We start from the raw sequence: 25,797 nt of genomic DNA on the forward strand, positions 1-25,797 counted from the left end.
GGCTAGCGTGTGGAGGGCGCGTCAGGATTGAACGATCTTGATCTCTCAGCCCGCCGTGCCCGTCTTACTCTGCTCATCCTTCTCGCTCCGCGTGTGGGCGACGTCGATATCCACCTCGACCATCATGCCTGGGCCGATCAGCTCGGTCGGGCCGTCGTCGATATAGATGCGCACCGGCAGGCGCTGGGTGATCTTGGTGAAGTTGCCCGAGGGGTTGGGGTCCGGCAGCAGCGCGAACTGGCTGGTGGCGGCGCGACCGATGATCGCCACGTGTCCGGAGAAATGGCGGTCGGGGAAGGCGTCGACGCTGATCGCCACCGGCTGTCCACGGCGCAGCTCGCCAATGTCGGTCTCCTTGACGTTGGCTTCGACCCATAGCTTCGACGGGTCGTGCATCATCAGGATCGGCTGGCCCGCGCTGACATACTCGCCCTGGTCGATCAGGGTCTTGTTGACGACGCCTGAGATCGGACTCTTGACCTCGAGATCGGCGATGCGCAGGCGCTCCTCGTCGAGCTTGGCCTGGGCTTCGGCCAACTCCTGGCGCGCGATGCGGATCTGCTGGCGCAGGATCGTCGGATTGGGCAGCGGTACCTGCACGCCGTTGAGGAAGCCGACCCGGGCGTTATCGGCCTGGGCCTGATTGACGGCCACCTCCTGCTTGGCCTGTTCGTGCTCGGCGACGGCCGCGCGGTAGCGGTAGTAGTCCTGGTCGCGGCGCTGCTGCGAGATCGAGTGCTTCTCGAGCAGTTTGGCCGAGCGCTGGTAGTCGCGCTGGGCTTGGGTCAGCCTTGCCTGCGACGCCTGCTCTGCCGCCTTGCTGGCATCGAGCTCCTCGCGCGAGATATCCAGACCGCCCTGGTACTGGCGCTGGGCCAGCTCGAGGCGAGCCTGCTGGTAGTCGAGGCGTGCCTGCTGGGTACCGACGCCGGCGGCCAATGCTGCCAGCTTGCGCTGGTCCGGCCGGCTGTAGAGCGTGGCCACGGCAGCGCCGCGCTGCAGGGTATCGCCCTCGGTCAGATGGAAGTCGGTGACCCAGCCATCGAGGCGGCTGCTGACGGTGACCTGATCTGCCATCACCCGTGCGTCCTGCACGCTGACATGGGTCAGGCGATGGGCGATCGCCAACCCCAGCCAGATCAGCCCCAACAGCAGGAGCAGCGCGAGCAGCGCCAGCTTGAGGCGCCGCGACAGGCGAGGGGAGCGAGCGGGGGCATCGGCGGTCATGGTGTCGGATCTTCCTCGGTCTAAGGAGTGGGAAAACTCACGCTGGTCTCAGGCGGGCCGCCGCCAGCGACTCAGTAGCAGCGACGGCACTACCACCGCCAGCAGGCTGGCGATCAGGGTCCAGAAGCCGTCCTGATAGGCCAGGATCGACGCCCACAGCGCCTCGACCCGACCCAGCAGATAGCCGGCCACGGCATGCTGTTGGGGCGCCGCGATGCCTAGCCGGGCGGCGAGGTGGGCGTAGTCGCCGAGCGCTTGCTGCGACAGCGCGTTGCCGGCGTTGACCCCGGCGTTGAGCAACTGGCCGTGCACTGCGGTATGGCGATCGAGCAGGATCACCAGGCCGGCGGTGCCCAGAGCGCCGCCGAGCTGCATCGAGAAATTGATCGCCCCGGAGCCGTGACCCGTGAGCCGCGATGGCAGGCTGGCGATGGCGTTGGAGAGGGTAGGTGGCGGAAAGGCGGCCATACCGACCGAGAGAATCGCCATCGCCAGCGCCAGGTGGGCGAAGGAGGTGTTCCAGTCCATGCCCGCCATCAGCCACACCGAGAGCAGCGCGCAGGCGAGCCCGGGCAGCGTGATCCAGTGCGGCGGATAGCGATCGCTGAGCCACCCCACCAGCGGCACCAGCACGCCCAGCACCAGGGTCGACGGCAGAAAGATCTGGCCGGCGCTGATCGGGCTGTAGTGCAGCACCGACTGCACGAACTGCGGCAGCAGATACATGATGCCGTAGAAGGTGCCGCCGAACAGGCACATCGCCAGGGTGCCGACGACGAACGCCCGGTGAGAGAAGATCGCCAGGTCGAGCAGAGGATGAGGGACGCGCCGCTGCCAGCTCACGAAGGCGATGGCGCAGGCCGCGGCCAGCCCCACCAGACTCGGCACACGCGGGTCGAACCACCCCCAACGCTGGCCGTTGGAGAGCGCCGCGAGTAGCGCGAACACCGCCACGAACAGCAGTACCACGCCGGCCCAGTCGAACGGCGGAGGCGGCCCCTGGTGCTCGCGTCTCGGCAGGAAGACCGCGCCCATGGCGATCGCCGCGAGGCAGATCGGCAGGGTAACGAAGAATACGTAGCGCCAGGTGAAGTGCTCCACCAGCCAGCCGCCGATCACCGTGGCCAGGGTCAGCGGTAGACCCAGACACATGCCGTACATGGCGGTGGCCATGCCGCGCCCCTCGGGCGGGTAGGCGGCGAACAGCGCCTGCATCGCCACCGGACGGATCAGCCCGGTCATGCCGCCCTGGATGATTCTGGCCGCCACCAGCGCCGCCATTCCTTGGCCCAGACCGCCCAGGATCGAGGCGGCGATGAAGGCGACCAGCAGGCCGATGAAGGTGGCGCGCTGACCCACCGCGGTCACCAGCCAGGGGGCGACCAGCAGCGACACCGTGGTCGAGGCCAGAAAGCCGGTCGATAGCCACTGCACCTGGGCGTCACTCATGCCGAAGGCGCCCTTGATGTAGGGGATCGCCACGTTGACGATGGTGATCGACATGCCCAGCGCGACCAGCCCCAGCATCACCGTCAGCGTGACCCACAGCCGGTAGCGTGGGCCATAGCGCGCGAACATCTCCTCGACCTGCGTCATCGCGGGCAGCTCCCTGGTGGTGGGCGACCGCGCGAACGCCGACAGCGGCCGCACCGGAAGCGAGCGGCCGAGCCGAGGACGTGAGGCGGCGAATGACGAAGGCCAGACGCAGTGGACCGAGAGCGGGATACGGCAGGCCGGCGGCGGGGCGGTCGCAACACGAAAAGAAGCCGGCGAATCGATAACCTGTCTACATTTCGCCGGCTAATGGATTGTCCCGGTCTCATGCCCCCCTTTCAAGGCACCCACGACCAACGTCTTAGCTGTGAGGGGGCATGGAGATCGGTGTCGCACGTATCAGGTGCGTGTGGCCGGTTCCGGCTGCGGTGTGATCACCCGAGAGCCACGGAAACCGTAGAAGGCGATGAACAGGTAGCAGATCAACGGCAGCACGAAGGCGTGGTGGATGCCCACGGTGTCGGCGATCGCGCCCTGTGCCACCGGCAAGATGGCGCCGCCGACGATGGCCATGATCAGCAGGCTCGATGCCTTGCTGGTCAGCGGGCCGAGCTTGGCGATGCCCAGCGTGAAGATGGTCGGGAACATGATCGAGTTGAACAGACCGATGGCGACGATACTCCACATGGCGGTATGCCCGGAGGCCAGCATGGTGGTCAGCGTGAGCAGTGCCGCCACGACGGCGAACAGGCCCAGCAGCAGGCTGGGGCGGATCTTCTGCATCAAGGCCGACCCGATGAAGCGGCCTACCATCGCGCCACCCCAGTAGTAGGCGACATAGTTGGCGGCATCGCTCTCGCTCATGTTGCCGATCTCCGGCAGCGAGATGTAGTTGATCAGAAAGCTGCCGATGGATACCTCGGCACCGACGTAGGCGAAGATGCCGATCACACCGAACAGCACGTGAGGATGGCGTAGCGCCTGGGCGGCGGTAACGTTTTCGGTGGGGCTGTCGTCGCGGGCCTGGTCCTTGAAGTTGGGCAGCTTCCAGAGGTAGATCACGATCGCGAGAATGGCGAGCACCGCCGCCAGCAGCAGATAGGGGAGCTGCACACTCTGGGCCTGCTGGACTTTGTAGGCCATCCGCTCGGCGCTGGACATCGCGGCCAGCTCGCTGGCGCCCAACACCGCTGCGCCCAGAATCAGCATGCCGCCGAAGTACGGTGCCAGCGTGGTGCCGAGTGAGTTGAACGCCTGTGCCAGGTTGAGCCGGCTGGAGGCGGACCCTTCCGGGCCCAGCAGGCTGACATAAGGGTTGGCCGCGACCTGCAGCATCGTCACCCCGCTGGCGAGCACGAACAGGGCGCTCAGAAACAGGGGATAGGAGGGGGCTCTGGCGGCGGGGTAGAACATCACCGCGCCCACGGCGGCGATCAGCAGGCCCAGGCTGATGGCGTTCTTGTAGCCGATCCTGGCCAGCACCTTACCCATCGGCAACGACATGATGAAATAGGCGCCGAAGAAGGTGAACTGGATCAGCATGGTCTGGGTGTAGTTGAGCGAGAAGACCGCCTTCAGGTGGGGGATCAGAATGTCGTTGAGACAGGTGATGAACCCCCACATGAAGAAGATCGTCGTGACGACGACCAGCGCGCTGCGATAGTTCGGGCGTTGCATGTCGGACATGAGCGGAATCCTGGTGATGACAAGTCCTGAAATGAGCGTTACCGACTCGACCTCGTCGTGTCAGCGCGGTTGCTGGCGCGAGATGATGCATTAAGCGAGGTGGCTTATAAAGTAGCCGTTCATCATTAGAGTGTTAAGGAACTTGTCGGTATCTATGCGCCGGACCATGGTGGTATTGACGCTCGCCGAGCTGCGCGATCGGTATTTTCGTAATCTTTATTCAATGCTGGTATTCATGACGCCTATACGGGCAAGCGAGCGCATTGAATTACGTCATTCAACGTCTTTTTGCAGTCGCTACTTCGAATGGCTTGCGGCGGGAGTCTTGCCGGCGCCGCGCGCGTCGCTCTCTAACCTCTGTGCAGGATGTCGCTTGTGGGCGACGCCGCGCGTTTCTATACCTAGGGCATGTTGGACGTGATGGCTCGGATGGGGATATCCGGCATCGATGAATCGTAAAGGAGGACAATGCCATGCTGACTCTCTGGTCCTGGGGCTTTCTGCTGCTGGGTATCGCCACTGCGCTCGTGATCGCCGTCGATGTCTCGAGGCGCCCACAGCCGATGTCCATCATGAACGTCACCTGGCCGATCACCGGCCTGTACATGCCGCTCGTCGGCTGGTGGGCCTACGCCAAGATGGGGCGTGCGGCGCCGAAGGGGCACGCGGGCCACCATGGACACGCTGGCCACGATCATCACGCCCATGCGGATCAGCACCAGCATGAACATGGCCACGGCCATCATCACGGCGACAAGCCCAAGTGGCAGAGCGTGTTCGTCTCCGCGACCCACTGCGGCGGCGGCTGCACCCTGGGCGACGTGGTCACCGCGCCGATCGCCACGGCCACCGGCTTTGCCCTGCTCGGCTCGGCGGTGCTGGGGCACTTCGCTCTCGCCTTCGTTGGCGCCTATCTGTTCGGGGTGCTGTTCCAGTATCTGCCGATTCGGGCGATGAGCGATGCCGGTCCGGCACAGGCGCTGAAGGACGCGATCAAGGCCGATACCCTGTCGTTGATCGCTTTCCAGATCGGTATGTACGCCTGGATGCTGATCGCTCTGCACGGCTGGATGGGCAAGCTCGATGCCTTCACCGCGCCGTTCTGGTTCATGATGCAGATCGCCATGCTGATCGGCTTCGCCACCTCCTATCCGGCCAACTGGATACTGATCAATCGCGGGATCAAGCACGGTATGTAAGCCGGCGGCGGGGCCGTTCATCACGGCGCGCGCACGTCTCTGCCCCCGCCGACCCGGTCGGCGGGGAGCTGCTGGCTCATTGGCAGGGCGTCAGACGCTGAGACCGACGCTGTCTTCCAGCCCCAGATGCACGTTCATATTCTGCACCGCCGAGCCGGCGGCACCCTTGCCCAGGTTGTCCAGGCGCGAGACCAGTGTCACCCGCTCGGCGTTGCCGAACACGCCCAGGTCGACCCGGTTGGTGTCGTTGCAGGCCTGGATATCGAAGGCACCGCCGTCGAGCGTGGCCTCGTCGGCGAATGGCAGGATGCGCACGAAGGGCTCGTCGGCATAGTGCGCGCGGTAGGCGTCGAGCAGCTGCTCGGGGTCGATGCCGGGCAGGGCACCGAGCTGTAGCGGCACGCTCACCGATAGCCCCTTGAGGAAGGGGCCGACGATCGGCGAGAACACCGGCGGTGCGGCCAGCCGGCCGTGCAGCTGCATCTCCGGCAGGTGCTTGTGGCCCTGCGCCATGGCGTAGGGGCGCGGTGCCTGCAGGCGGCCGTCATGATCGGCTTCGTAGGCGGCGATCATCTGTTTGCCGCCGCCGCTGTAGCCGGTCAGCGAGAAGGCGGAAAGCGGATAGTCCGGCGGCAGCAGGCCGGCGTCGATCAGCGGCCGCACCAGCAGCACGAAGGCACTGGCGTGGCAGCCGACGTTGGCGATGCGCTTGCTGGCGCGGATCCGCTCGCGCTGGCCGGGGGCCAGTTCGGGCAGGCCATAGACCCAGTCGTCGGCGGTGCGGAAGGCCGTGCTGGCGTCGATCAGGCAGGTGTCCGGATTCTCGACCATCGCCGCGGCTTCGCGCGAGGCGGCGTCGGGCAGGCACAGGAAAGCGACGTCGGCGGCGTTGAGCAGGCGGGCACGCTCGGCCGGGTCCTTGCGCTTGTCGCTATCGATGCGCAGCAGCTCGATGTCGCTGCGCGCCTGGAGATAGTCGAACAGGCGCAGCCCTGTGGTGCCCTCCTGTCCATCGACGTAGACCCTGTGTGCCATGGTGTTTTCCTGTCGTGTCCGAGTCGCGGTGTCAGCCTCCATTGTGCGGTTTTCGCGCCGCCGTGTCATGCCACGTGCGGCGGTGAGTGGCATGCCATGGTGAGGGCTCGGGCGCCCGGCGACGGGGTAGGTGGCGAGAGGTGACGCGTGCGTCGTTTGATGTCGATCTGGCGTCGCCTGGTGTCAACTCCAGACGCAGTGTCATCGCCACAATGGGGCTCTTGTAGGGCCGGCCGCCATGGTTGCGCCCTCGAACACACGTCGCCCGGCCATAGCCTGCCGAGCCACGCCAGGGAGAGCCCGCATGAACCGAGACGTCATTCTGACCTGCGCCGTCACTGGCGCCGGCGATACCGCCGGCAAGCACCCGGACCTGCCCATCACCCCGCGTCAGATCGCCGATAGTGCGCTGGATGCGGCACGCGCCGGCGCCAGCATCGTTCATCTCCATGTGCGCGATCCGCAGACCGGTGGCGTCAGCCACTCGACCGATCACTTCCGCGAGGTGGTCGAGCGCATCCGTGAATCCGACGTCGATGCGGTGATCAACATTACCGCCGGCGGCGGTGGCGATCTCTACCCCGAGATTCGCGATGGTGCCATTCACGGTCGCGCCGGCACCGATCTGCAGACCCCGGCCCAGCGCCACGAACCGGTGGGCGCACTGCTGCCGGAACTTTGCACGCTGGACTGCGGCAGTCTCAACTTCGGCGAGATGATCTATCTCAACAGCGCCGACTGGCTGCGCGAGCACGCGTGGCTGATCCAGCAGGCCGGGGTCAAGCCGGAGCTCGAGTGCTTCGATCTGGGCCATGTCTGGTTCGCCCGCCAGCTGATCGACGAGGGGCTGATCGATGGCGACCCGCTGTTCCAGCTCTGCCTGGGGATTCCGTGGGGCGCCGAGGCCGATACCGAAACCATGCTGGCGATGCGCAACAAGCTGCCGGGAAACGCAATCTGGTCCGCCTTCGGCATCGGTCGCCAGCAGTTCCCGATGGCGGCGCAGTCGATGATCATGGGCGGACACATGCGGGTCGGTCTGGAAGACAATCTCTACCTGAGCAAGGGTGTCTTCGCCACCAACGCCCAACTGGTCGAGCGTGCCGCCACCATCGCCGAGAACCTCGGCGGCAAGGTGCAGACGCCGGCACAGACCCGCGAGTCGCTGGGACTGCGCAAGCCCTGATTCCGCCCGAACTCTCTCCGTTATGCGTGAGCGCGCCTGGGATATCTCCCGAGTGCGCGTTCGCCGTCAATTCTGTTTCGCATCGCCATGGAGTGTCTTGATGAACGCTTCCGAACGTCCCCGCCACGTTGCCGTGATCGGTACCGGCGTCATCGGCAATGGCTGGATCGCCCGGGCGCTGGCGGCCGGTTGCCGGGTCACCGCTTTCGACCCCGATTCCACCGCACCCGAGCGCACTCGCGCTTTCGTTGCGCGGGCCTGGCCGGCGCTGGAGCGGCTGGGGCTTGCCGAGGGCGCCGATCCCGCGGCGCTGACCTTCGTCGACTCCCTCGACGCCGCCGTCGAGGGCGCCGAGCTGATCCAGGAGAACGTGCCCGAGCGGCTGGCGCTCAAGCACGATGTGTTGCGCCAGCTCGACGCCCTGGCCGCGCCGGACGTAGTGATCGGCTCCTCCACCTCCGGGATCAAGCCGAGCGACCTGCAGTCCGCCTGCACCCGCGAGCCCGGCCGCGTGATCGTGGCGCACCCGTTCAATCCGGTCTATCTGCTGCCGCTGGTGGAGCTGGTGGGGGGCGAGCACACCGCGACCGAGGTGATCGAACGCGCCCAGGCGCAGTACGCCGCGCTGGGCATGCGGCCGCTGGTGGTGCGGCGTGAGATCGAAGGTCACGTCGCCGACCGGCTGATGGAAGCGCTGTGGCGGGAAGCGCTGCATCTGGTCAATGACGGTGTCGCTACCACCGAGGAGATCGATGCCGCGGTGATCTACGGCGCCGGCCTGCGCTGGTCGCTGATGGGCACCTTTCTGACCTTCCACCTCGCCGGCGGCGAGGGCGGCATGCGCCACATGCTGCACCAGTTCGGCCCGGCGCTGAAGCTGCCGTGGACCAAGTTGGAAGCCCCCGAGTTGACGGAATCACTGATCGATAAAGTCGCCGATGGCTGCGAGCATCAGGCTGCCGGGCGTAGCGTCGCCGAGCTGGAGACACGCCGCGATGCGTTTCTCACCGAGCTGCTCGCGCTGACCCAAAAATACTGGCCGGAAGCCGAAGGGCTCGAGGGGCGGATCTGATGACGGCTCAGGCGCAGACGCTCTACCAGACTCGAGTGGCGGATGCCTGGGTCGACTATAACGGGCATATGAACGATGCCGAGTACGCGCGGGTCTTTTCGCTGGCGGTGGAGGCGCTGATGGATCGTATCGGTCTCGATGCGGCCGGCCGTGCCAGCCACGCCTACACGCTCTACACCCTCGAGACCCACCTCTGCTACTGCCGCGAGGCGCATCGGGGCGAGCCGCTGCGGGTGGCGCTGAGCCTGCTCGATAGCGATGCCAAGCGGCTGCACGTGTTCTTTACGCTGCATGACGCCGCGGGCAACACCCTGGCGACCAGCGAGCAGATGCTGATGGGCATCGATGTCGCCAGTGGCCGCCCGGCTGGCTTCCCCGAAGCGGTGGCGGCGGCCGTTGCGCTGCTGCCCAGGGCTGGGGAGGAGTGGCCCAGCGCGGCGGGTCGACGGATCGCTATCCGCCGCGGCTGAGATGTGGCGCGGTGGTGGCCTCGGGGCTGTCGGCGCGTGGCTGGCGCGCGGCCCGCGGTGGATGCCCGTAGCGCTGACGGTAGGCACGCGCGAAGCTGGAGGCGGAACCGAAGCCGCAGGCGAGGGCGATGCTGAGGATGTCGCGCTCGGTCTCTTCGAGCAGATGGCGCGCGCGATCCAGGCGCAGGTTCAGATAGTAGTCGCGCGGGCGCTGGCCCAGCTCGGCGTCGAACAGGCGCTGTAACTGGCGCGGCGAGAGCCCGATGCGCGCGGCCAGGGCGGCGATCGCCAGCGGCTGTTCGAGATGGCGCTCCATCAGTGCCACGGCGTCCACCAGCGGGCGGCAGTGGGTGCCCAGGCGGCGGGCCAGGGGCAGCCGCTGGGCCTCCTCCCGCGGGCGCAGACGCGCATGGATCAACTGCTCGGCGGTATCGTCGGCGAGCGCCTGCCCGTGGTCACGGGCGATCAGCTCCAGCGCCAGGTCCATGGCCGCGGCGCCGCCGGCGCAGGTGAAGCAGCGGGCGTCGAGTTCGTAGAGCGACTCGACCGCTTCCAGGGCGGGGAAGCGCTCGCGGAAGGCGGGCAGACTCTCCCAGTGCAGCGTCACCCGATGGCCATCGAGCAGTCCCATCTCGGCGAGCAGCACGGGGCCGGTGTCGATGCCCCCGAGCAGCACGCCTTCGCCGGCGCGGCGATGCAGCCACTGGGAGAAGCGTCGTGTCAGGCCGCGATCGGGCTCGAAACCGGCGCATACCGCCACCCGCGACAGGCTCGGCGCGCTGTTCAGGTCGCAGTCCGTGAGCAGGGTCATGTCGTTGCTGGCGGTAACCGGTCCACCGTCCTCGCTGATCAGGACCCAGCGGTAGAGGGCGCGACCGGCGAGACGATTGGCGATGCGTAGCGGCTCCACGGCGGAGAAGAACGCCAGCATCGAAAAGCGGGGAATCAGCACGAATCCCAGCGTGATGGGCGGTGTCAGGCTTTTCTCCACGGGCATATCTCCACAGCCATGTCTCGACGGACACCAGGGGCGCCTAGTTAGGCGTGACGGCACGAGCGCGAGCCGAGACGAAGTTGCCTGAAGTTAGGGCCGCGCGTGGCGCTTCCAGGTAAAAAGGGTGTGTGCGTTTTTTATTGTCAAGCCACGGGGCGCCACGTTACCAAGGATTCCGCATGGACACACCGCTCTTCGCCTTCTCGCTCCACGATACCCTGGTCGACACTCAGGACCTGACGGCACTGCTGGCGCTGCGCCTGGGCGTGGCCGAGGCCGGCGCATTCACTCGACGCTTTCGCGAGAAGCAGTCCGAGTTCACCTATCGGCGTGGCTTGATGGGTGCCTACGCCGATTTCCATCGCATTCAGCGCGAGGCGTTGGAAGCCGTGGACCGCGAACGCGGCACGCGCCTGGGGGAGGAGAGCAAGCAGGCGCTGCTGGCGCACTGCCGTCGGCTGCGGGCGTTCGCCGATGCCCCCGGCGCGCTGACTCGCCTGCGCGGGCTGGGCGTACGCTGCGTGGCGTTCGCCAACGCCAGCCGTTACGACATCGAACTGCTGCTCGACAATGCCGGCCTTGCGGATTGGTTCGAGGATATCGTCAGCGCCGAGGAGATACGGCGCTTCCAGCCGGATGCCACGCTCTATGCGCACCTGCGCGCGCGTACCCACTCGCGCCCGGAGGCCACCTGGCTGATCTCGGCGGAGCCCGCGGAGATCATCGGCGCGCGCTATGCCGGGCTGCATGCCGCCTGGCTCCAGCGCGACCCCCAGCGCGCGTTCGAATCCTGGGGCGACCCGCCGGATCTGATGGCGCCCGATCTCGATGCCTTGGCGACCCAGTGTGCAGGGTGGTTCGCACGTGAGGGCTAGGCACTGTCCGAAAAGTACTGCGCTCGCCCATGCGGCGTTAAAAATCGGCTGGAACGCCAGCCCGGTCAAAAATGCTCATTTACACCCCGTAAACTGGAGCGCCAGCCCGGTCCGTTTTCGCCGATTTTTGCCTTAGCTGCGCGCCCCGGCCTTGCCTTCGCTCGTCTACTTTTCACGCAGCACCTCGGCTGCGTCAGACCCTGGACGGATGGCGTCGGGCGCCCGCGGGCGTTGGCTTGCGAGTGCGAACGTGTATGCTGAGCGGGCCCTTTTCCGCGACCGCTACGGGAGTTCCGCTTGGCCACTTCATCCGCTTCTCCGGCGCAGCAGCCCAGCGCGCTGGCCATCTTCGATCTCGACGACACGCTGCTCGACGGTGACTGCACCCATCTCTGGCTCGAATGGGTGATCGCCTGCGGCTGGGTCGAGGAGGGCGAGGCGCTGCTGGCGCGCATGCGCGAGCAGGACCTTCAGTATCACGCCGGCACTTTGGACATGACCGAGCACCTGCGCTTCACCCTCGGCCCGCTGATCGGTCGCCAGCGCGACACGGTGCGAGAGCAGGTCGAGGCGTTCGTCCAGCGCGCGGTGGCACCCAGGCTGATGCAGGGCGGGGTCGAACGGCTCCGAGAGCACCGCGAGCAAGGCCATGCGACCCTGGTGATCTCGGCCTCGATGCATCATCTGGTCGAGCCGATCGCGCGTTTCGTCGGCGCCGACGGGGCGCTCGCCACCCTGCCCGAGCTGGATGCCGAGGGGCGCTTCACCGGCGAGCCCACCGGCATCCAGACCTATCAGCAGGGCAAGCTCGACGCCTTCGCCGAGTGGCTCGCGGCCCACGACACCGGCTTCGCCGAGGGCTGGGAAACCTGGGGCTACAGCGACTCCTACAACGACCTGCCGCTGCTCGAGTTCGTCGACCACCCCCACGCCACCCAGCCGGACGCCCGCCTGCGGGCCACCGCCGAAGCGCGCGGGTGGCCGATTCTCGAGTGGCGTTAGGGGGTCGGACAGCGCCTGGGCTCGACGTCGGCATCGCCGTCATTGGCAGACATCTATCACTCTGATTGAGACAACTCATCGCACGGCCCCGTTGCGCTTTCGATAACTCGGGTATATTTTGTCAACCATGGTTTAACTTGATAACCCGGGCGACAAAGCGCCGATGGCGCGGGCTCGCCCGGCCGTCGATGTCCCGAGGTCAGCGTGTTCAACAGTTTGAGTGACGCCCGCGCGGCACGCGCGAACCCGTCGGCGCCGGCACGGCAGCGGTCGCTGGTGATGCGTTTCCTGCCCTTTTTCGGCCCGGCGCTGATCGCCGCGGTCGCCTATATCGATCCCGGTAACTTCGCCACCAACATCGAGGCCGGCTCGCGCTACGGCTACACCTTGCTGTGGGTGGTGCTGTGGGCCAATCTCATGGCGATGCTGATCCAGACCCTGTCGGTGCGCCTGGGGCTGGCCACCGGGCGCAATCTGGCGGAGATGATCCGCGAGCGCTATCCGCGGCCGCTGGTGTGGTTCTACTGGGTTCAGGCCGAGCTGGTGGCGATCGCCACCGATCTGGCCGAGTTCCTCGGCGCGGCGCTGGCGTTCCACCTGCTGTTCGGGCTTTCGATGCTCGAAGGCGCGCTGCTCACCGGCGCGGTCACCTACGCGGCGTTGACCATGCAGCGCTACGGTTTCCGCCTACTCGAGGTGATCATCGGCAGCATGCTGCTGGCGGTGGCAGCGGGATTCATCGCCCAGATCCTGATGGGGCGGCCCGATGCCGGGCCGGCGCTCACCGGCATGCTGGTGCCGCAGTTCCCTGACGGCTATGCGGTCTTCCTGGCCGCGGGGATTCTGGGTGCCACGGTGATGCCCCACGTCATCTATCTGCACTCGTCGCTGTCCCAGCGGCGCATTCCGGCTACCACCGATGACGAGCGCAAGCGTGCGATGCGCTTCTACCGCTGGGACGTGATCATCGGCATGGGCGTGGCCGGGGTCATCAATCTCTCGATGCTGGCGCTGGCGGCGGCGGTGTTCTTCGACAGCGGACGCACCGGCGTGGCCTCGATCGAGCAGAGCTACCAGCTGCTGGCGCCGCTGATGAACCGCGAGCTGGCGAGCACGCTGTTCGGTTTCACCTTGCTGCTGGCGGGGCTGTCGTCATCGATCGTCGGCACCATGGCGGGGCAGGTGGTGATGCAGGGCTTCGTCGGCTTCACCATCCCCATCTGGCTGCGCCGGCTGTTGACCATGCTGCCGGCGATCGCGGTGATCATGCTCGGCCTGCCCGAGCAGCAGGTGCTGGTGGCGAGCCAGGTGGTGCTCAGCTTCGGCATCCCCTTCGCCCTGGTGCCGCTGATCCAGTTCACGGCGCGCCGCGGGGTGATGGGCAATCTGGTCAGCCGGCGCTGGGTCACGCTGCTGGGTTGCGTGGTGGCCGGGGTGATCATCCTGTTGAATGGTTATGTGTTGGCCTTCGAGTTGCTGTAGGCTCTCTACGTGCCGTGAACGGGCGGTGCCGCTGGTGCGTGACCGTTCACCCCATTCGATGTCGATGAGAACACCATGCCAGGAACACCCCGACCACGTTACGCCCGCTTCGAGCGCACCCGTCTCGATCATCAGCAGGAGCTGGTGGAAGATTACGTGGAGGAGATCGCGCAGCTGCATCGGGATCATGGCGAGGCCCGCGCCAGCGATCTGGCGGAGCGTTTCGGCGTCAGCGCCGCAGCGGTATCCAAGGTGATCTCACGACTCAAGCGCGACGGCCTGGCCGAAGCGCGCCCCTATCGTGGGGTCTTCCTGACCGAACAGGGGCGGGCGCTGGCCGAGAAGGTCGAGGCGCGTCACCAGCTGGTGCTGGCCACGCTGCTCGCCCTCGGCGTCCCGGCGCATGTCGCCGAGGCGGATTCCGAGGGGATCGAGCACCACTGCAGCGACGCCACCGTCGAGGCGATGCAGCGCTTTCTGGAGTCGCGCACGGGCTCGCGCTGATGCCCGCGGCTGGGCTGAGGACCACTTTGCTGTTAGACTCGCCGGCGTTGTCGCCCCGCCCGCGGGTCATCGACCCTGCCGATCGCCGTTCATGCGGCGCGGCGGCGCGGCACGCCAGGAAAGGCGAGGCATCTTCTGCTCTTCGCCAGAGACATGGTATCGATAGGCACGCAACGATGACACGCGCCACCGTTCGCATGACGCCACCCTAGCGTCGACTCCCCATCCGCGTGAGCCGCGCTCGCGCTCGACTTGCCGACCCGCCATCCGGCTGGGCCACGCAGGTCCGTTTCCGTTCGTATCACTGATTCTCGTTGTGACCCCAAGCGTTTTGCACCCGACCGTGTAGAACCCAAGCCAAGCCGCGTGCCCTGGGTGGCAGATCGGCCGCCGTGGGCTGGCGCTCGCGCCGTCTGCGCCGGTCGTCGTCGCACTGCTACCGACCCCGCGGCATGACCCTGAGTGGACCCTTCAATGCTCGACACGATAAGACAACACTGGTTTTCCAACGTCCGTGCGGACGTGCTGGCCGGCGCCGTGGTGGCGCTGGCGCTGATTCCGGAGGCGATCGCATTCTCGATCATCGCCGGCGTCGATCCCAAGATCGGCCTCTATGCCTCGTTCTCGATGGCGGTGGTGATCGCCTTCGCCGGCGGCCGCCCGGGCATGATCTCGGCGGCCACCGGTGCCACGGCACTGCTGATGGTGACCCTGGTGCGCGATCACGGGCTGCAGTACCTGCTCGCCGCGACCCTGCTGACCGGGGTGATCCAGATCCTGTTCGGCTATCTCAAGCTCGGCGCGCTGATGCGCTTCGTCTCACGCTCGGTGGTCACCGGCTTCGTCAACGCGCTGGCGATCCTGATCTTCATGGCCCAGCTGCCGGAGCTGACCGGGGTCACCTGGCACGTCTACGCCATGACCGCCGCCGGGCTCGGCATCATCTATCTGTTCCCCTACGTGCCGGTGGTGGGCAAGACGCTGCCGTCGCCGCTGGTCTGCATCGTGGTGCTCACGGCGGTCTACATGTTCAGCGGCATGGATATCCGTACCGTGGGCGACATGGGTCAGTTACCCGACTCGCTGCCGGTGTTCCTGCTGCCGGACGTGCCGCTGAACCTGGAGACATTGTGGATCATTCTGCCCTATTCGCTGGCGATCGCCGTGGTCGGCCTGCTCGAATCGATGATGACCGCGACCATCGTCGACGAGCTGACCGATACGCCCAGTGACAAGAACCGCGAGTGCAAGGGGCAGGGGCTGGCCAACATCGTCACCGGCTTCCTCGGCGGCATGGCCGGCTGCGCGATGATCGGGCAGTCGGTGATCAACGTGAAATCCGGCGGCCGCAACCGCCTCTCGACCCTGGTCGCCGGGGTCTTCCTGCTGATCCTGGTGGTGTTCCTGGGTGACTGGGTCTCGCAGATACCCATGGCCGCACTGGTGGCGGTGATGATCATGGTCTCGATCGGTACCTTCAGCTGGGAGTCGATCCGCGACCTGCGCCGCCATCCGCTGTCGACCAACATCGTCATGGTGGCCACGGTGATCGTGGTGGTGGCGACCCACAACCTGGCCATCGGCGTGCTGGTCGGGGTACTGCTGGCATCGCTGTTCTTCGCCAACAAGGTGGGGCAGATTCTATATATCGGCAGCCGCATGGACGCGGACGGCGAGACCCGCGAATACGAGGTGATCGGTCAGGTGTTCTTCGCCTCCTCGACACGCTTCACCGACAGCTTCGATTTCAAGGAGGCGGTGCCGCGGGTACGCATCGATCTCTCCCGCGCCCACTTCTGGGACATCACCGGGGTCGGCGCGCTGGACAACGTGGTGATCAAGTTCCGCCGCGAGGGTACCGAGGTCGAGGTGATCGGTCTCAACGAGGCCAGCGCCACCCTGGTCGACCGCTTCGCCGTGCATGACAAGCCGGATGCCGTGGAGAAACTCATGGGCCACTGAGCGGTCCCGCAGAATGCAGGCGACGCCAGCGCGTCGCGACGACAACCCCGCCGCCCGGTGGCGTGATAGTCTCGGGTGGCGGGTGCCAGGCAACAGGAGAATGCCATGAGTGAACGTCAGGTTCTCGGCTGTATCGACGACTCCAGCCACGCGCCGGCGGTGTGTGCCGCCGCCGCGTGGGCTGCGGCGCGGATCGGCGCGCCGCTCGAACTGCTGCACGTGCTGAGCCGCGGGCAGAACGGCGCCGAGCGCGACACCAGCGGCCATATCGGCCTGGGCAGCCGCGAGCATCTGCGCGAGCAGTTGACCCGGCTCGACGAGGAGCGTGCCAAGCTCGCCCAGCAGCACGGGCGTGAGCTGCTGGCGGCGGCCAAGGCGCAGGCCGAGGCGTCCGGCGCGCCGGCGGTGGCCACTGCGCTGCGCCACGGCGACCTGCTCGAGGCGCTGAGTGAGCGCGAGGCGCAGACCCGGCTGGTGGTGCTGGGCAAGCGCGGCGAGTCCGTGGCCGAGGCGCGGGATCACCTGGGCAGCAATCTGGAGCGGGTGGTGCGCGCACTGCATACGCCGATCCTGGTCACCCCGCCCGAGTTCCAGGCGCCGCAGCGGCTGCTGCTCGCCTTCGATGGCGGTCAGACTACGCGCAAGGGCGTCGAGATGATCGCCGAGAGCCCGCTGCTCAACGGTCTGGTGTGCCATGTGGTGATGGTCGGCGCCGGGACCGATGACCAGCGTGCCCAGCTCGACTGGGCGCTGACGCGGCTGCGCGAGGGGCAGGTCGAGGCCGAGGGCGAGATTCTCGCCGGCGATGTCGACGAGGTACTGGGCCATTACGCCGAGCGCGAGCGCATCGATCTGATGATCATGGGGGCCTACGGCCACTCGCGTATCCGTCAGTTGCTGGTGGGCAGTACCACCACGGCGATGCTCAGACATTCGCGCAGTGCCACCCTGATACTGCGCTGAGCCCGGCGGCTGCCGCGCCACCCAATCAAGACGCCGCGCCTGTCGCGCGGCGAGTCACAGGAGCGAGAACATCCATGACCATCCAACGCCACGACACTCAGACCCGCATGAGCCGTGCCGTGATCCACAACGGCACCGCCTATCTGTGCGGTCAGGTCAGCGGCCCGGAGGCCCGTGAGGGCGATATCACCGCCCAGACGATCAGCATGCTGTCGCGGGTGGATGCGCTGCTGGCGGAGATCGGCTCCGACCGCGAGCACCTGCTCTCAGCGACGATCTATCTCGCCGATGGCGCGGATTTCGCCGCCATGAATGCGGTGTGGGACGCCTGGGTGCCGGCGGGTCATGCTCCGGCGCGTACCTGCATCACCGCGCCAATGCCGGCGCCCGAGCTGAAGGTCGAGATCACCGTCACCGCGGCGATCAAGTAAGCCGGGTCTTTCCCCGGGGCACGATTCGCGTCCCCCGTTCAGGCAGCGTGAAGACGGGCGGCGAGGGGTGATCCCTGCCCGCCTTCACTCCGCCTCGCGGCTGGGGGCTGGCGGCTGGTGGGCGAGGAAGTGGGTGAGCTTCTCCGGCTGGCTCTCGCCGACCCGACACAGCTGGCTGGCGATCTCGGCGTACTGCATCAGGGTCGGCACCATCAGCCGTTGGCGATGCGGATCCTGCGCCTGCAGAGCGGCCTCTGCATCCAGCCACTCGAACAGCCGCGCCAGGCGGGTGTAGGTGGTATCGCCGCGGCCGGTGTTGCCGCGCAGGGCATCCACCGCCAGACAGCGCATCACGCTGCGCTTGTTGGGGTCGAGACTCTCCTTGTCCAGCAGCGCCTCGGCGTGACGACTGAACTGACTCATCAACTGGGTCAGTTCGGCCGCTTCGAGCTGGCGCTGGACCGCCTGCTGGCTCTCGTGCAGGGCTCGCTGCTGCTGGCTCTGGCCGCGCGCCATCAGCACCAGAGTCAGGCACAGCCAGCCGGCCAGCACCAAACTGAGCAGGAACAGCCCCAGCGGCGCCAGCGCGGCGTGCGGCAGCGGCCAGTGCAGGTCGCTGGCGTACAGGCCCGCGCCGCACAGGGCGAGCATGACGATGACGATCAATGCGATGGAAACGCCGGCTTTCATCTCGACTCTCGACTCCGCGGAATGGGCTCGATGGGCGAGCGGTCGCTGGCCCATCGAAGCGTTATCGGCCGGCGGCCCAGGCGCTTGAACGCTGGCCGCCTGTCTTAGCACTATCTCAGCGCTATCAGCACATGCCGCCGTTGATGGCGATAACCTGCCGGGTGATGTAGCCGGCGTCGCGGGAGCACAGAAAGCTGACCGTGGCCGCCACTTCATGCGGTTCGCCGGGGCGCTGCATCGGCACCAGCTTGCGAATCTCCTCCCGCGACAGCGCCTCGGTCATGCTGGTCTCGATCCAGCCCGGGGCGACGCAGTTGACCGTGATGCGGCGCTTGGCCAGCTCCACCGCGAGCGCCTTGGTGGCGCCGATGATGCCTGCCTTGGCTGCACTATAGTTGACCTGGCCGCGATTGCCGATCAGCCCCGAAAGCGAGGAGAGGGTGACGATACGCCCCGGACGACGGCGCTGGATCATCGGCATCACCAGCGGGCGCAGCACGTTGTAGAAGCCATCCAGATTGGTCTTGAGCACGCTGTCCCAGTCTTCGTCCTCCAGTGCCGGGAAGGGCTTGTCGACGGCGATACCGGCGTTGCACACCACCCCGTAGTAGCAGCCGTGGGCGGCGATATCCGCTTCCAGCAGCGTCTTGACCCGCTCGCGCTGGGTGACATCGAACTGGAGCAGGCGCACCTGGGCGCCGGCGGCGCGGGCATCCGCCGCTACCTCGGCGATATCGTCGCCGTCGCGGCGGCTGTGCAGCACCAGGTCGAAGCCGTCCTGGGCCAGGCGCCGGGCGATCGCAGCGCCGATGCCGCGGTTGGCACCGGTCACCAGGATGGTGTCGGCGCCACGCTCGCCTGTGGGAGAAGCGGTCTCTTGGGGGATACTCGGGCTTTCCATGCGCACTCCAGGCGATAAGGTGTCGAAACAAAAAGAGCGTTTAGACGAAAAAGAGTGTCTAAACGAAAGCGAGTCGGGCCCGGCGGGCGTTCAGGTGGCCGGCGGCTGGCCGGGCAGGGTGAGTCCGGCGGGCCGATAGAGCGTCAGGCTGCCGCTGGCCAGGCTGGCCGAGCCGTCGGCCCAGCGCAGTTCGCCATTGACCTGGGTCACGCCGTTGTCGGCGACGAAGTCGATGCTGATGGCGACATGGATACGCCGGCCGAACGGCCAGTGGGGCTGCACGGCGCGATAGCGGCGGCTACCCAGCAAGAGCCCCGGCGTTGGCGACTCGCCGCGGCGCTGGGCGTGGTAGCCAGCCCAGGCCGCCACGCTCTGGGCGATCCACTCGATGCCGACCCAGGTGGGCAGCCCCTCAGCCTCGGCGAACAGATCGTCGGGTCGGGTTTCGCCCTCGGCAATGGCACCCTCGGCGTCGGCCTCGAGCAGGCGCGTCAGCAGGCACATGCCGCGGGCGTGGGGCACCAGCGGGGCGATGGCGCAGGGCAGATGCGCGGTGGTCGCTGTCACGGGTGACTCTCCGCAGGCGGGCAGTGGGTCGATACGGTACGCGGCAGCGCCCGTCGGCATTGGCACTCAGACATCGTCACGACTCAGCAGCAGGCTGGCGTTGTTGCCGCCGAAGGCGAAGCTGTTGCTCAGCGCATGGCGCGGCGGCGCGTTCGGCGCGGGCGCGTGGCCCACCAGCGGCAGCGGCGGCAGCTCGGGGTCGTAGTCGCCGTCGTAGACGTGCCGTGGCAACCGGCCGTGGGTCAGTGCCAGCCAGCAGAAGGCGGCCTCCAGCGCGCCGGCCGCGCCCAGGGTGTGGCCGGTCAGCGCCTTGGTCGAGCTGCACGCCGGCGGCGGTGCGAAGAGGTCGTTGACCGCGGTGGCCTCCATCTGGTCGTTGAGCGCGGTGCCGGTGCCGTGGAGATTGAGGTAATCGATCGCCTCCGGGGCCAGCCCGGCCATCGTCAGCGCCTGCTGCATGGCTGCCACGGCGCCGCTGCCGTCGGGGCGCGGCGCCGAGATATGGTGGGCATCGGCGCTCTCGCCGACCCCTCTGAGCTGGATGCCGCCGCGCTCCGGGGTGACCACGAACAGTGCCGCGGCCTCGCCCAGATTGATCCCCCGGCGCTGGCGCGAGAACGGCAGGCAGGGTTCGTCGCTGACCGCATCGAGGCTGGCGAAGCCGTTGACGGTGAGCCGGCACAGGCTGTCGGCGCCGCCGGCGATCACCGCATCGCACTGGCCGCTCTTGAGCAGGCGGCGGGCGCTGGCGAGGGCCCGCGCGCTGGAGCTGCAGGCGGTCGACAGCGCATAGCAGGGCCCGCTCAGACCGAGACGCTCGGCGACGAAGCGTGCCGGCGCGCCGAGCTCCTGGCGCGAGTAGGCGAAGTCCGCCGGCAGCGGGCCATCTTGGCCGCTCTCGGCGATGGCCCGTTCGGTCTCGCCGATCCCTGAGGTGCTGGTGCCGATCACCACGCCGATACGCGCGGGATTCACCCGTGCCAGCAGGGGTTCCAGGGCATCCCCCAGCGCGTCCAGCGCCAGCGCCAGCAGGCGGTTGTTGCGGCTGCGCTGGTCACTCTCCCAATCACTGTCATCGGGTAGCGGCCGGGTCACGCGACCCAGCGGCAGCGCCCGCCCGGGGGTGAAGTCGTCGCTGATGGCGAGCTGGCGCTGACCGCTGAACAGCGCCGTGGCGATGGTCTCGAGGTCGCTGCCCAGCGAACACACCACCCCGGGCCGCGACAGGCGGCAGGCGAAGGAAGCGCTCATACGTCACCCTCCTGGTCGAGCGGGGTGATGGTCAGGCGGTAGCCGCCCTGGCGGTCGTCGAGGGTCAGGGTCTGGGGATGCGCGGGATCGGGTCGCGGGGTGATGCTGGCGGCGAGCCGGCCGTGGTAGCGGATATCACGCTGATCATCATGCTCGGTGACCTGCCAGACGCTGCCGTTGAAGGCGCGTTCCAGCGCGGCGCGTGGCCACAGGCTCCACTCCAGGCGCGAGGCGAGCCAGGCCGGCGGGATCGGCAGCGGCGGCTCGCCCGGGGCATCGCCGGCCTCGAAGCGCGCGCCCTGGGCGTCGCGTACCAGGGTGGTGAGGCGCTGGCCGTAGGGGGTCACCAGCACCGCGCGCAGCGCCTCGGGGGTGATGCGGATGAAGGCGATCAGCGTACGCGCTTCGCCCTCATCGGGCGTGAAGGTCAGGCGGCTGGCCAGGGTCTCGGGAGTGACCGCAGCCGCCAGCGGCGGCGAAGGCGAGACCGGTGGCGACAGACTGCAGGCGGAGAGGCCGAGCAGCAGCGCGCCGAGCAACGCCAGCGCGAGTGGGTGACGGCGGCGGAGCGAGCCGTTCATGACGTCTCCTCGGCGCGCTGTGCCGCCTGCATTCGACATAGCGCCGAGAGCGTGTCGAGATGCCGGCGCGAGGCGCTGGCGAAAGGATTGCTGCGATCCCAGGCGTAGCCGGCGAGGATGGCGCTGATGCGCGCACGGATCTCGGGTGGGGCCTGGTCGTGGAAGATGATCGTCTGCAGGCGGGTGTCGTACCAGCCGTCGACGAAGTCGCGGAAGGTGGCGATGCCTTCACGCAGCGGGTGCTCGAACTCGGCGTCCCAGTCCGGCGTGTCGCCGTCGAGCTGACGCGCCACCAGCGGTGCGGCCAGGCTCGCCGAGCGCAGGGCGATGGTGACGCCGGAGGAGAATACCGGGTCGAGAAACTCGCCGGCGTTGCCGAGCAGCGCATAGCCGGGGCCGTGCAGGCGCTCGACATCGGCGGCGTAGCCCTTGAGTTCGCCCACCGCTCGCCGCGGGGTGGCACCGTCGAGCAGGGCGCTGAAGCGCGGCTCCTCGGCGATCAGCGCCTGCCAGCGCGCCTCGGGGGTGTCACCGTAGGCGCTGAGGCTGGCGATATCGCCGACCACGCCAACCGAGGCGCGATGGTCGCGAAACGGAATCAGCCAGTACCAGATCGCAGGGTCCCGCGGGTGGACCCCGATCAGGATCTTCTCGCGGTCGTAGTCGGGGTCGTCGATGGTTTCGTCGACATGGGTGTAAAGCGCCATGCGCGGCTCCAGGCGCGGCTCGCGGGAGAGCCCTTCGAGCCGCGCCAGCACGCGGCCGTAGCCGCTGGCGTCGAGCACGAAGCCGGCGCGTAGCTCGCGCACCTCACCGGTCTCGTCGCGCAGGGTGACGCCGGGGCGCTGCGGGTCGGGGTGGAAGGCATCGACGCTGACCCCGAACTCGAGAGTGGCGCCATGGCCGCGGGCGGCCTCGATCAGGCGCTGATCGAAATCGGCGCGCTCGACCTGGAAGGTGGTGCCCCAGCCGGGCGAGTACTTGTCACGAAAATCGATCGCGGTGGCTTGCCCGTGGCGGGTGAAGGCGGCGCCGTTCTTGGGCTGATAGTCGGCGGTGAGCACCGTCTCCAGCAGCCCGGCCGCTTCGAGGTCGCCCATGCACTGGGGCAGCAGGCTCTCGCCGATGGAGAAGCGCGGAAAGTGCGCGCGCTCGACCACGTGCACGCGGTGGCCGCGCCGCGCCAGCAGGGCCGCGGCGGTGGCGCCGGCCGGGCCGGCGCCGATGACGATGACATCGTGATCGCGCTCACGCATGCGAGTTCTCCTCGGAGTGGGCCTTGGGGGCCGTGGGGGCCTTGGAGGCGCTGGCGGGCTCGCGCGGGCGTACCCAGGGTACCAGCAGCCACACGCTGGCCAGGCCGATCAGACAGGTCAGGCCCAGGTAGTGCAGCGCCGGAGTGGCGCTGAACGCCAGCATGCCGAAGGCCAGCAGGCTGGTCAGGGTCGACAGGGTGATCGCCAGCCAGGCGGAGGGTTGTCTGGCGTACTCCACGTTGAAGATACCGGCATCCAGGCCGATCCCCAACACCAGCAGCAGCCCCAGCTGATTGAAGATATTGAGCGGCACTCCGGTCAGCGCGAACACCGCCAGCACGATCAGGGTGGCGCCGAAGGGCGGTGCCACCACGCGCCAGGCGCGCCCGCGGTAGCGCCAGATCAGGGCCAGCGTCATCAGCGCCATGGCCGCGGCGATCCAGCCGGCGGTGTGGCGGCGCAGCTCACCCAGCAGGCTACCGATGCGCGCCACCCGGTCGACATAGATCGCGCCGGGCTGGGCGTCGGCGATGGCTGCGAGCCGCTCGGCGATGGCGGCGCTGCGGGCCCCGCTCACGACCACGCTGGCGGCGACCTCGCCGGATTCGGTCTGGCCCAGCCACAGCCGCTGCTGGAGCTGACCCAGCGGCGTCGCGAGCCAGTCGGTGAGCGTCAGGCGCGGGGCGTCGTCGAGCCGTGCGCGGGCGGCCTGGGCGAGGTCCGCCGGCAGCCCGGCGCGCTGGATCAAGTTCTCCAACGGGGCGCCGTAGAGGGTGCGCACCCGGGCCAGATTGGCATCCTGCTCGACGGCGCTGGGCACGCTGCGCCCCAGCGACTGATAGTCGATCGTCAGGCCGTCGGCGATGGAGCGGTCGAGGCGCTGATCGAGTGCTGCGAGACGCGTCAGCAGCGCCTGGGTATCGTCTGCGCGGACCAGGAAGTAGCGGCTGCCGGTGTCGCGGTCGAGCAACTGCTGGACCTGGGCTTCGTCGTGCATCAGCTCGGCCGGCGAGGGGTTGAGCAGGGCGAGACTGTCGTCGCTGGTCAGACGCAGCGTGCACAACACGATCAGCCCCAGCGCGAGCCCGAGTGCCAGCCACGGCGGCAGCCGCCGGCGCGGTTGGCACAGTCGCCACCAGCGCTCGGCCAGGCGCGCGGTGAAGGGGTTGGCGTGGAGCTTGAAGCGCGGCAGCCACAGTACCACGGTGAGCCAGGCGCCGATCAGCCCGAAGGCCGCGAAGGCGGCCATCTGGCGCAGCCCCGGCATCGGTGTCAGCGCCTGGGCAACGTAGGCGATCACGCTCGAGATCAGCCCCAGGGTCAGACTCGGCAGCAGCCGCCGCAGGCGGAAGGCGCGGCCGTGGATGGCACGGTCGCACTGCAGATGCAGCACGTAGTCGATGGCGATGCCGATCAGGCTGGCGCCGAAGGCCAGCGTCAGCAGATGCAGGCGCCCGAACAGACCGAGGGTGAGTGCCAGCGCGAACAGCGAGCCGGTCACCAGCGGCACCAGCAGTTGCGCCAGCACCCGCGGCGAGCGGAACACGAAGCCGATGATCAGCAGCACGCCGAGCAGCGAGGCGGCACCGATGGTGGACATCTCGTGACGCGCCTGACGCGCGCCGGCGGCGGCGTGGAACACCAGCCCGGAGCGCAGCAGTTGGGCTTCGGGATGTGCCTGCTGGAAGCGTTCGAGGGTCGCGTGCAGCGCCTGCTGCATGGGCAGCGCGTAGGGCGAGCCGGCGAGACGGCCGATCAGCACGCTGTAGTGCTGGCCCTGGGCATCCAGCGTCAGCAGACCGTCGGCGGCATCGATCGGGCTCTGCGGCTGACGCGCCAGCCACGCATCGAGCAGGCCGAACGGGTCCGCCACCGGATCGGGACGCGCCGCCGGCGAGAACAGCCGGCGCAGTGCCGGGTCGACCAGCGATTCGCCACCGTCGCGATCGATCGCCTGCTGCCAGGCAGGGGGTAGCAGCCGGTAGCGCCAGGGCCCCATCCAGTCGTGCGGGTCGGCATCGGCCAGATCCAGCTCGCGCCAGTCGACCCGCGCCAGCTGCCCATCGTCGACCAGCGTCTCCAGCGCATCACCCAAAGCCTGGGTCGCCGCGACCCGGTCGTCGGCGCGCAACAGGATCAGGAAGCGATCCTCGAAGCCCTCGCCCAGTTGGCGGTCGGCGGCTTCGACCAGAGGCACCTGGCGATCCGCCGGCAGCAGCGCGGTGAGGTCGGTATCCGCCGGCAGGCCGTGGCGCAGCATCCAGCCCAGCCATATCGCGCACAGCGTGAGCACGCCCAGCCAGAGCCACCCCAGCCAGCGCCAGGCGGTGGCCCGCGGCGGGCGTTCGCCAGGGGCGTTCATGGTGCCTCGCCGGTCAGCGGGTGCTGGTCATACAGGCGCACCGCCAAGGTGTCGCCGCCGGGCGTGCGCAGGGTCAGATGATCGATATAGCGCCCGCCATCGAGGGCGATGCTCGAGATCCGCTCGCGCAGCGCCGCGGCCTTGGGCGTCAGTGTCACCTGCCACGCCTCGGCATCGCCGGCGAGGGCGATCTCGAAGCGCGAGGCCAGCGCTTGCCAGTCGCCCTCGAGCAGCTGCAGGAACAGCCGCGCGACCTGCTCGCCGCCGGGCGGGGTGCGGTCGCCACTGCCGTTGACGATCGCCTCCGGGGTCAGCTCGATGCTCTCCTCGACCGGGCGTTCGAGCTGCCAGACCACGCGCTGGCCGCGCACGAAGCTGAAGCGGCCGCTGCTATCCAGGCTCGTGCCGAGATCCGCCAGGCGGCGCTGCTGGGTGAACTTGCCGGCCAGCGAGGGTGTCGCCGCCAGGCGCTGCTGCAGCGAGGCGAGATCGAAGGCGTAGGCGCCGAGCGGCGCGCCCAGACACAGGCAGGCGAGCAGCAGCGAGAGCAGGCGGCGGACGCGGTGGGCGAGGGTTGGCTGGGTCATGGGTGCACTCCTTCGGCAGG

General features: G+C 68.0%; 24 protein-coding genes. 11 read left to right on the forward strand and 13 right to left on the reverse strand.

All coding sequences use genetic code 11. From position 1 onward, the window contains the following. Positions 1 to 45: 45 nt before the first annotated feature. The 3 genes from J0A90_RS14900 to fucP all read right to left on the reverse strand — a co-directional run bounded on the left by J0A90_RS14900 (position 46) and on the right by fucP (position 4,407). Positions 46 to 1,227 carry an HlyD family secretion protein gene (locus J0A90_RS14900; RefSeq protein ID WP_051895913.1) on the reverse strand — a complete coding sequence of 394 codons (1,182 nt, stop codon included), beginning with the start codon at positions 1,225 to 1,227 and terminating at the stop codon, positions 46 to 48. Between the two features lie 48 nt (positions 1,228 to 1,275). Further along, positions 1,276 to 2,823 carry a DHA2 family efflux MFS transporter permease subunit gene (locus J0A90_RS14905; RefSeq protein ID WP_035473137.1) on the reverse strand — a complete coding sequence of 516 codons (1,548 nt, stop codon included), beginning with the start codon at positions 2,821 to 2,823 and terminating at the stop codon, positions 1,276 to 1,278. A 297-nt stretch (positions 2,824 to 3,120) separates the two neighbouring features. Next, positions 3,121 to 4,407 (reverse strand): L-fucose:H+ symporter permease, encoded by a 1,287-nt coding sequence (gene fucP / locus J0A90_RS14910; RefSeq protein WP_207031436.1) that lies wholly within the window; start codon positions 4,405 to 4,407, stop codon positions 3,121 to 3,123. A 473-nt stretch (positions 4,408 to 4,880) separates the two neighbouring features. Between fucP and J0A90_RS14915 the strand changes: the two genes are divergently transcribed. Next, positions 4,881 to 5,606: a DUF4396 domain-containing protein gene (locus J0A90_RS14915; protein WP_207031434.1), complete on the forward strand. Its 726-nt coding sequence runs from the start codon at positions 4,881 to 4,883 to the stop codon at positions 5,604 to 5,606. A 90-nt stretch (positions 5,607 to 5,696) separates the two neighbouring features. Here the strand turns inward: J0A90_RS14915 and argC are convergent, their stop codons facing one another. Continuing rightward, complete coding sequence (gene argC, locus J0A90_RS14920) at positions 5,697 to 6,641, reverse strand: N-acetyl-gamma-glutamyl-phosphate reductase (RefSeq protein WP_207031432.1); 945 nt, start codon at positions 6,639 to 6,641, stop codon at positions 5,697 to 5,699. Between the two features lie 304 nt (positions 6,642 to 6,945). Between argC and J0A90_RS14925 the strand changes: the two genes are divergently transcribed. The 3 genes from J0A90_RS14925 (at position 6,946) to J0A90_RS14935 (ending at position 9,369) form a co-directional block, all read left to right on the forward strand. Next, positions 6,946 to 7,827, forward strand: a complete 882-nt coding sequence (locus tag J0A90_RS14925; protein WP_207031431.1) for a 3-keto-5-aminohexanoate cleavage protein — start codon at positions 6,946 to 6,948, stop codon at positions 7,825 to 7,827. A 100-nt stretch (positions 7,828 to 7,927) separates the two neighbouring features. Then, positions 7,928 to 8,899 (forward strand): L-carnitine dehydrogenase, encoded by a 972-nt coding sequence (locus J0A90_RS14930; RefSeq protein WP_207031428.1) that lies wholly within the window; start codon positions 7,928 to 7,930, stop codon positions 8,897 to 8,899. Then, positions 8,899 to 9,369, forward strand: a complete 471-nt coding sequence (locus J0A90_RS14935; RefSeq protein ID WP_035473125.1) for a thioesterase family protein — start codon at positions 8,899 to 8,901, stop codon at positions 9,367 to 9,369. Before J0A90_RS14930 ends, J0A90_RS14935 begins: the two co-directional genes overlap by 1 nt. Here J0A90_RS14935 and J0A90_RS14940 read toward each other — a convergent pair. Beyond that, the gene (locus J0A90_RS14940) at positions 9,353 to 10,366 is read right to left on the reverse strand and encodes a GlxA family transcriptional regulator (protein WP_207031426.1); all 1,014 of its coding nucleotides are present in this window, start codon (positions 10,364 to 10,366) and stop codon (positions 9,353 to 9,355) included. The two genes, J0A90_RS14935 and J0A90_RS14940, sit on opposite strands and share 17 nt — an antisense overlap. Positions 10,367 to 10,542: 176 nt before the next feature. On the opposite strand from J0A90_RS14940, the gene J0A90_RS14945 reads away from it, so the two are divergent. From J0A90_RS14945 to J0A90_RS14975, 7 genes are all read left to right on the forward strand, one after another. Further along, complete coding sequence (locus J0A90_RS14945) at positions 10,543 to 11,238, forward strand: HAD family hydrolase (RefSeq protein ID WP_207031417.1); 696 nt, start codon at positions 10,543 to 10,545, stop codon at positions 11,236 to 11,238. Positions 11,239 to 11,535: 297 nt separating this feature from the next. Continuing rightward, on the forward strand, positions 11,536 to 12,240 hold the full coding sequence (locus tag J0A90_RS14950) for an HAD family phosphatase (protein WP_207031415.1): 705 nt from the start codon (positions 11,536 to 11,538) through the stop codon (positions 12,238 to 12,240). 204 nt (positions 12,241 to 12,444) lie between these two features. Next, on the forward strand, positions 12,445 to 13,722 hold the full coding sequence (locus J0A90_RS14955) for an Nramp family divalent metal transporter (protein ID WP_233076824.1): 1,278 nt from the start codon (positions 12,445 to 12,447) through the stop codon (positions 13,720 to 13,722). Positions 13,723 to 13,797: 75 nt separating this feature from the next. After that, entirely contained in the window at positions 13,798 to 14,226 is a 429-nt protein-coding gene (mntR, locus tag J0A90_RS14960) for a manganese-binding transcriptional regulator MntR (RefSeq protein ID WP_035473121.1), read from the forward strand. 474 nt (positions 14,227 to 14,700) lie between these two features. Further along, positions 14,701 to 16,188: a SulP family inorganic anion transporter gene (locus J0A90_RS14965; protein WP_207031413.1), complete on the forward strand. Its 1,488-nt coding sequence runs from the start codon at positions 14,701 to 14,703 to the stop codon at positions 16,186 to 16,188. Between the two features lie 105 nt (positions 16,189 to 16,293). Next, positions 16,294 to 17,151, forward strand: coding sequence for a universal stress protein (locus J0A90_RS14970; RefSeq protein WP_035473119.1), 858 nt, complete (start codon positions 16,294 to 16,296; stop codon positions 17,149 to 17,151). A 74-nt stretch (positions 17,152 to 17,225) separates the two neighbouring features. Then, complete coding sequence (locus J0A90_RS14975; protein ID WP_035473118.1) at positions 17,226 to 17,582, forward strand: RidA family protein; 357 nt, start codon at positions 17,226 to 17,228, stop codon at positions 17,580 to 17,582. An 84-nt stretch (positions 17,583 to 17,666) separates the two neighbouring features. On the opposite strand, the gene J0A90_RS14980 is transcribed toward J0A90_RS14975, so the two are convergent. The 8 genes from J0A90_RS14980 to J0A90_RS15015 all read right to left on the reverse strand — a co-directional run bounded on the left by J0A90_RS14980 (position 17,667) and on the right by J0A90_RS15015 (position 25,777). Next, positions 17,667 to 18,272 (reverse strand): hypothetical protein, encoded by a 606-nt coding sequence (locus J0A90_RS14980; protein ID WP_207031411.1) that lies wholly within the window; start codon positions 18,270 to 18,272, stop codon positions 17,667 to 17,669. Positions 18,273 to 18,396: 124 nt separating this feature from the next. Continuing rightward, positions 18,397 to 19,173 (reverse strand): 3-oxoacyl-ACP reductase FabG, encoded by a 777-nt coding sequence (gene fabG / locus J0A90_RS14985; protein WP_207031409.1) that lies wholly within the window; start codon positions 19,171 to 19,173, stop codon positions 18,397 to 18,399. Between the two features lie 90 nt (positions 19,174 to 19,263). Next, the gene (locus tag J0A90_RS14990; protein ID WP_207031401.1) at positions 19,264 to 19,740 is read right to left on the reverse strand and encodes a hypothetical protein; all 477 of its coding nucleotides are present in this window, start codon (positions 19,738 to 19,740) and stop codon (positions 19,264 to 19,266) included. A 66-nt stretch (positions 19,741 to 19,806) separates the two neighbouring features. Beyond that, the gene (locus tag J0A90_RS14995; RefSeq protein ID WP_207031398.1) at positions 19,807 to 20,991 is read right to left on the reverse strand and encodes a beta-ketoacyl-ACP synthase; all 1,185 of its coding nucleotides are present in this window, start codon (positions 20,989 to 20,991) and stop codon (positions 19,807 to 19,809) included. Beyond that, positions 20,988 to 21,572, reverse strand: a complete 585-nt coding sequence (locus J0A90_RS15000; RefSeq protein ID WP_207031396.1) for a DUF3261 domain-containing protein — start codon at positions 21,570 to 21,572, stop codon at positions 20,988 to 20,990. The genes J0A90_RS14995 and J0A90_RS15000 overlap by 4 nt, the downstream gene beginning before the upstream one ends. Further along, the gene (locus tag J0A90_RS15005) at positions 21,569 to 22,828 is read right to left on the reverse strand and encodes an NAD(P)/FAD-dependent oxidoreductase (protein WP_207031395.1); all 1,260 of its coding nucleotides are present in this window, start codon (positions 22,826 to 22,828) and stop codon (positions 21,569 to 21,571) included. The genes J0A90_RS15000 and J0A90_RS15005 overlap by 4 nt, the downstream gene beginning before the upstream one ends. Continuing rightward, positions 22,821 to 25,190 (reverse strand): MMPL family transporter, encoded by a 2,370-nt coding sequence (locus tag J0A90_RS15010; protein ID WP_207031393.1) that lies wholly within the window; start codon positions 25,188 to 25,190, stop codon positions 22,821 to 22,823. Before J0A90_RS15010 ends, J0A90_RS15005 begins: the two co-directional genes overlap by 8 nt. Continuing rightward, complete coding sequence (locus J0A90_RS15015; protein ID WP_233076826.1) at positions 25,187 to 25,777, reverse strand: outer membrane lipoprotein carrier protein LolA; 591 nt, start codon at positions 25,775 to 25,777, stop codon at positions 25,187 to 25,189. Before J0A90_RS15015 ends, J0A90_RS15010 begins: the two co-directional genes overlap by 4 nt. Positions 25,778 to 25,797: the final 20 nt, after the last annotated feature.

Source organism: Salinicola sp. DM10, from assembly GCF_017306975.2.
Lineage (GTDB): Bacteria > Pseudomonadota > Gammaproteobacteria > Pseudomonadales > Halomonadaceae > Salinicola.

Bases quoted from the DNA above. Each gene is read 5' to 3' on its own strand.
- J0A90_RS14900 (WP_051895913.1), bottom strand. From the start codon at position 1,227: ATGACCGCCGATGCCCCCGCTCGCTCCCCTCGCCTGTCGCGGCGCCTC.
- J0A90_RS14905 (WP_035473137.1), bottom strand. From the start codon at position 2,823: ATGACGCAGGTCGAGGAGATGTTCGCGCGCTATGGCCCACGCTACCGG.
- fucP (WP_207031436.1), bottom strand. From the start codon at position 4,407: ATGTCCGACATGCAACGCCCGAACTATCGCAGCGCGCTGGTCGTCGTC.
- J0A90_RS14915 (WP_207031434.1), top strand. From the start codon at position 4,881: ATGCTGACTCTCTGGTCCTGGGGCTTTCTGCTGCTGGGTATCGCCACT.
- argC (WP_207031432.1), bottom strand. From the start codon at position 6,641: ATGGCACACAGGGTCTACGTCGATGGACAGGAGGGCACCACAGGGCTG.
- J0A90_RS14925 (WP_207031431.1), top strand. From the start codon at position 6,946: ATGAACCGAGACGTCATTCTGACCTGCGCCGTCACTGGCGCCGGCGAT.
- J0A90_RS14930 (WP_207031428.1), top strand. From the start codon at position 7,928: ATGAACGCTTCCGAACGTCCCCGCCACGTTGCCGTGATCGGTACCGGC.
- J0A90_RS14935 (WP_035473125.1), top strand. From the start codon at position 8,899: ATGACGGCTCAGGCGCAGACGCTCTACCAGACTCGAGTGGCGGATGCC.
- J0A90_RS14940 (WP_207031426.1), bottom strand. From the start codon at position 10,366: ATGCCCGTGGAGAAAAGCCTGACACCGCCCATCACGCTGGGATTCGTG.
- J0A90_RS14945 (WP_207031417.1), top strand. From the start codon at position 10,543: ATGGACACACCGCTCTTCGCCTTCTCGCTCCACGATACCCTGGTCGAC.
- mntR (WP_035473121.1), top strand. From the start codon at position 13,798: ATGCCAGGAACACCCCGACCACGTTACGCCCGCTTCGAGCGCACCCGT.
- J0A90_RS14965 (WP_207031413.1), top strand. From the start codon at position 14,701: ATGCTCGACACGATAAGACAACACTGGTTTTCCAACGTCCGTGCGGAC.
- J0A90_RS14970 (WP_035473119.1), top strand. From the start codon at position 16,294: ATGAGTGAACGTCAGGTTCTCGGCTGTATCGACGACTCCAGCCACGCG.
- J0A90_RS14975 (WP_035473118.1), top strand. From the start codon at position 17,226: ATGACCATCCAACGCCACGACACTCAGACCCGCATGAGCCGTGCCGTG.
- J0A90_RS14980 (WP_207031411.1), bottom strand. From the start codon at position 18,272: ATGAAAGCCGGCGTTTCCATCGCATTGATCGTCATCGTCATGCTCGCC.
- fabG (WP_207031409.1), bottom strand. From the start codon at position 19,173: ATGGAAAGCCCGAGTATCCCCCAAGAGACCGCTTCTCCCACAGGCGAG.
- J0A90_RS14995 (WP_207031398.1), bottom strand. From the start codon at position 20,991: ATGAGCGCTTCCTTCGCCTGCCGCCTGTCGCGGCCCGGGGTGGTGTGT.
- J0A90_RS15000 (WP_207031396.1), bottom strand. From the start codon at position 21,572: ATGAACGGCTCGCTCCGCCGCCGTCACCCACTCGCGCTGGCGTTGCTC.
- J0A90_RS15005 (WP_207031395.1), bottom strand. From the start codon at position 22,828: ATGCGTGAGCGCGATCACGATGTCATCGTCATCGGCGCCGGCCCGGCC.
- J0A90_RS15010 (WP_207031393.1), bottom strand. From the start codon at position 25,190: ATGAACGCCCCTGGCGAACGCCCGCCGCGGGCCACCGCCTGGCGCTGG.
- J0A90_RS15015 (WP_233076826.1), bottom strand. From the start codon at position 25,777: ATGACCCAGCCAACCCTCGCCCACCGCGTCCGCCGCCTGCTCTCGCTG.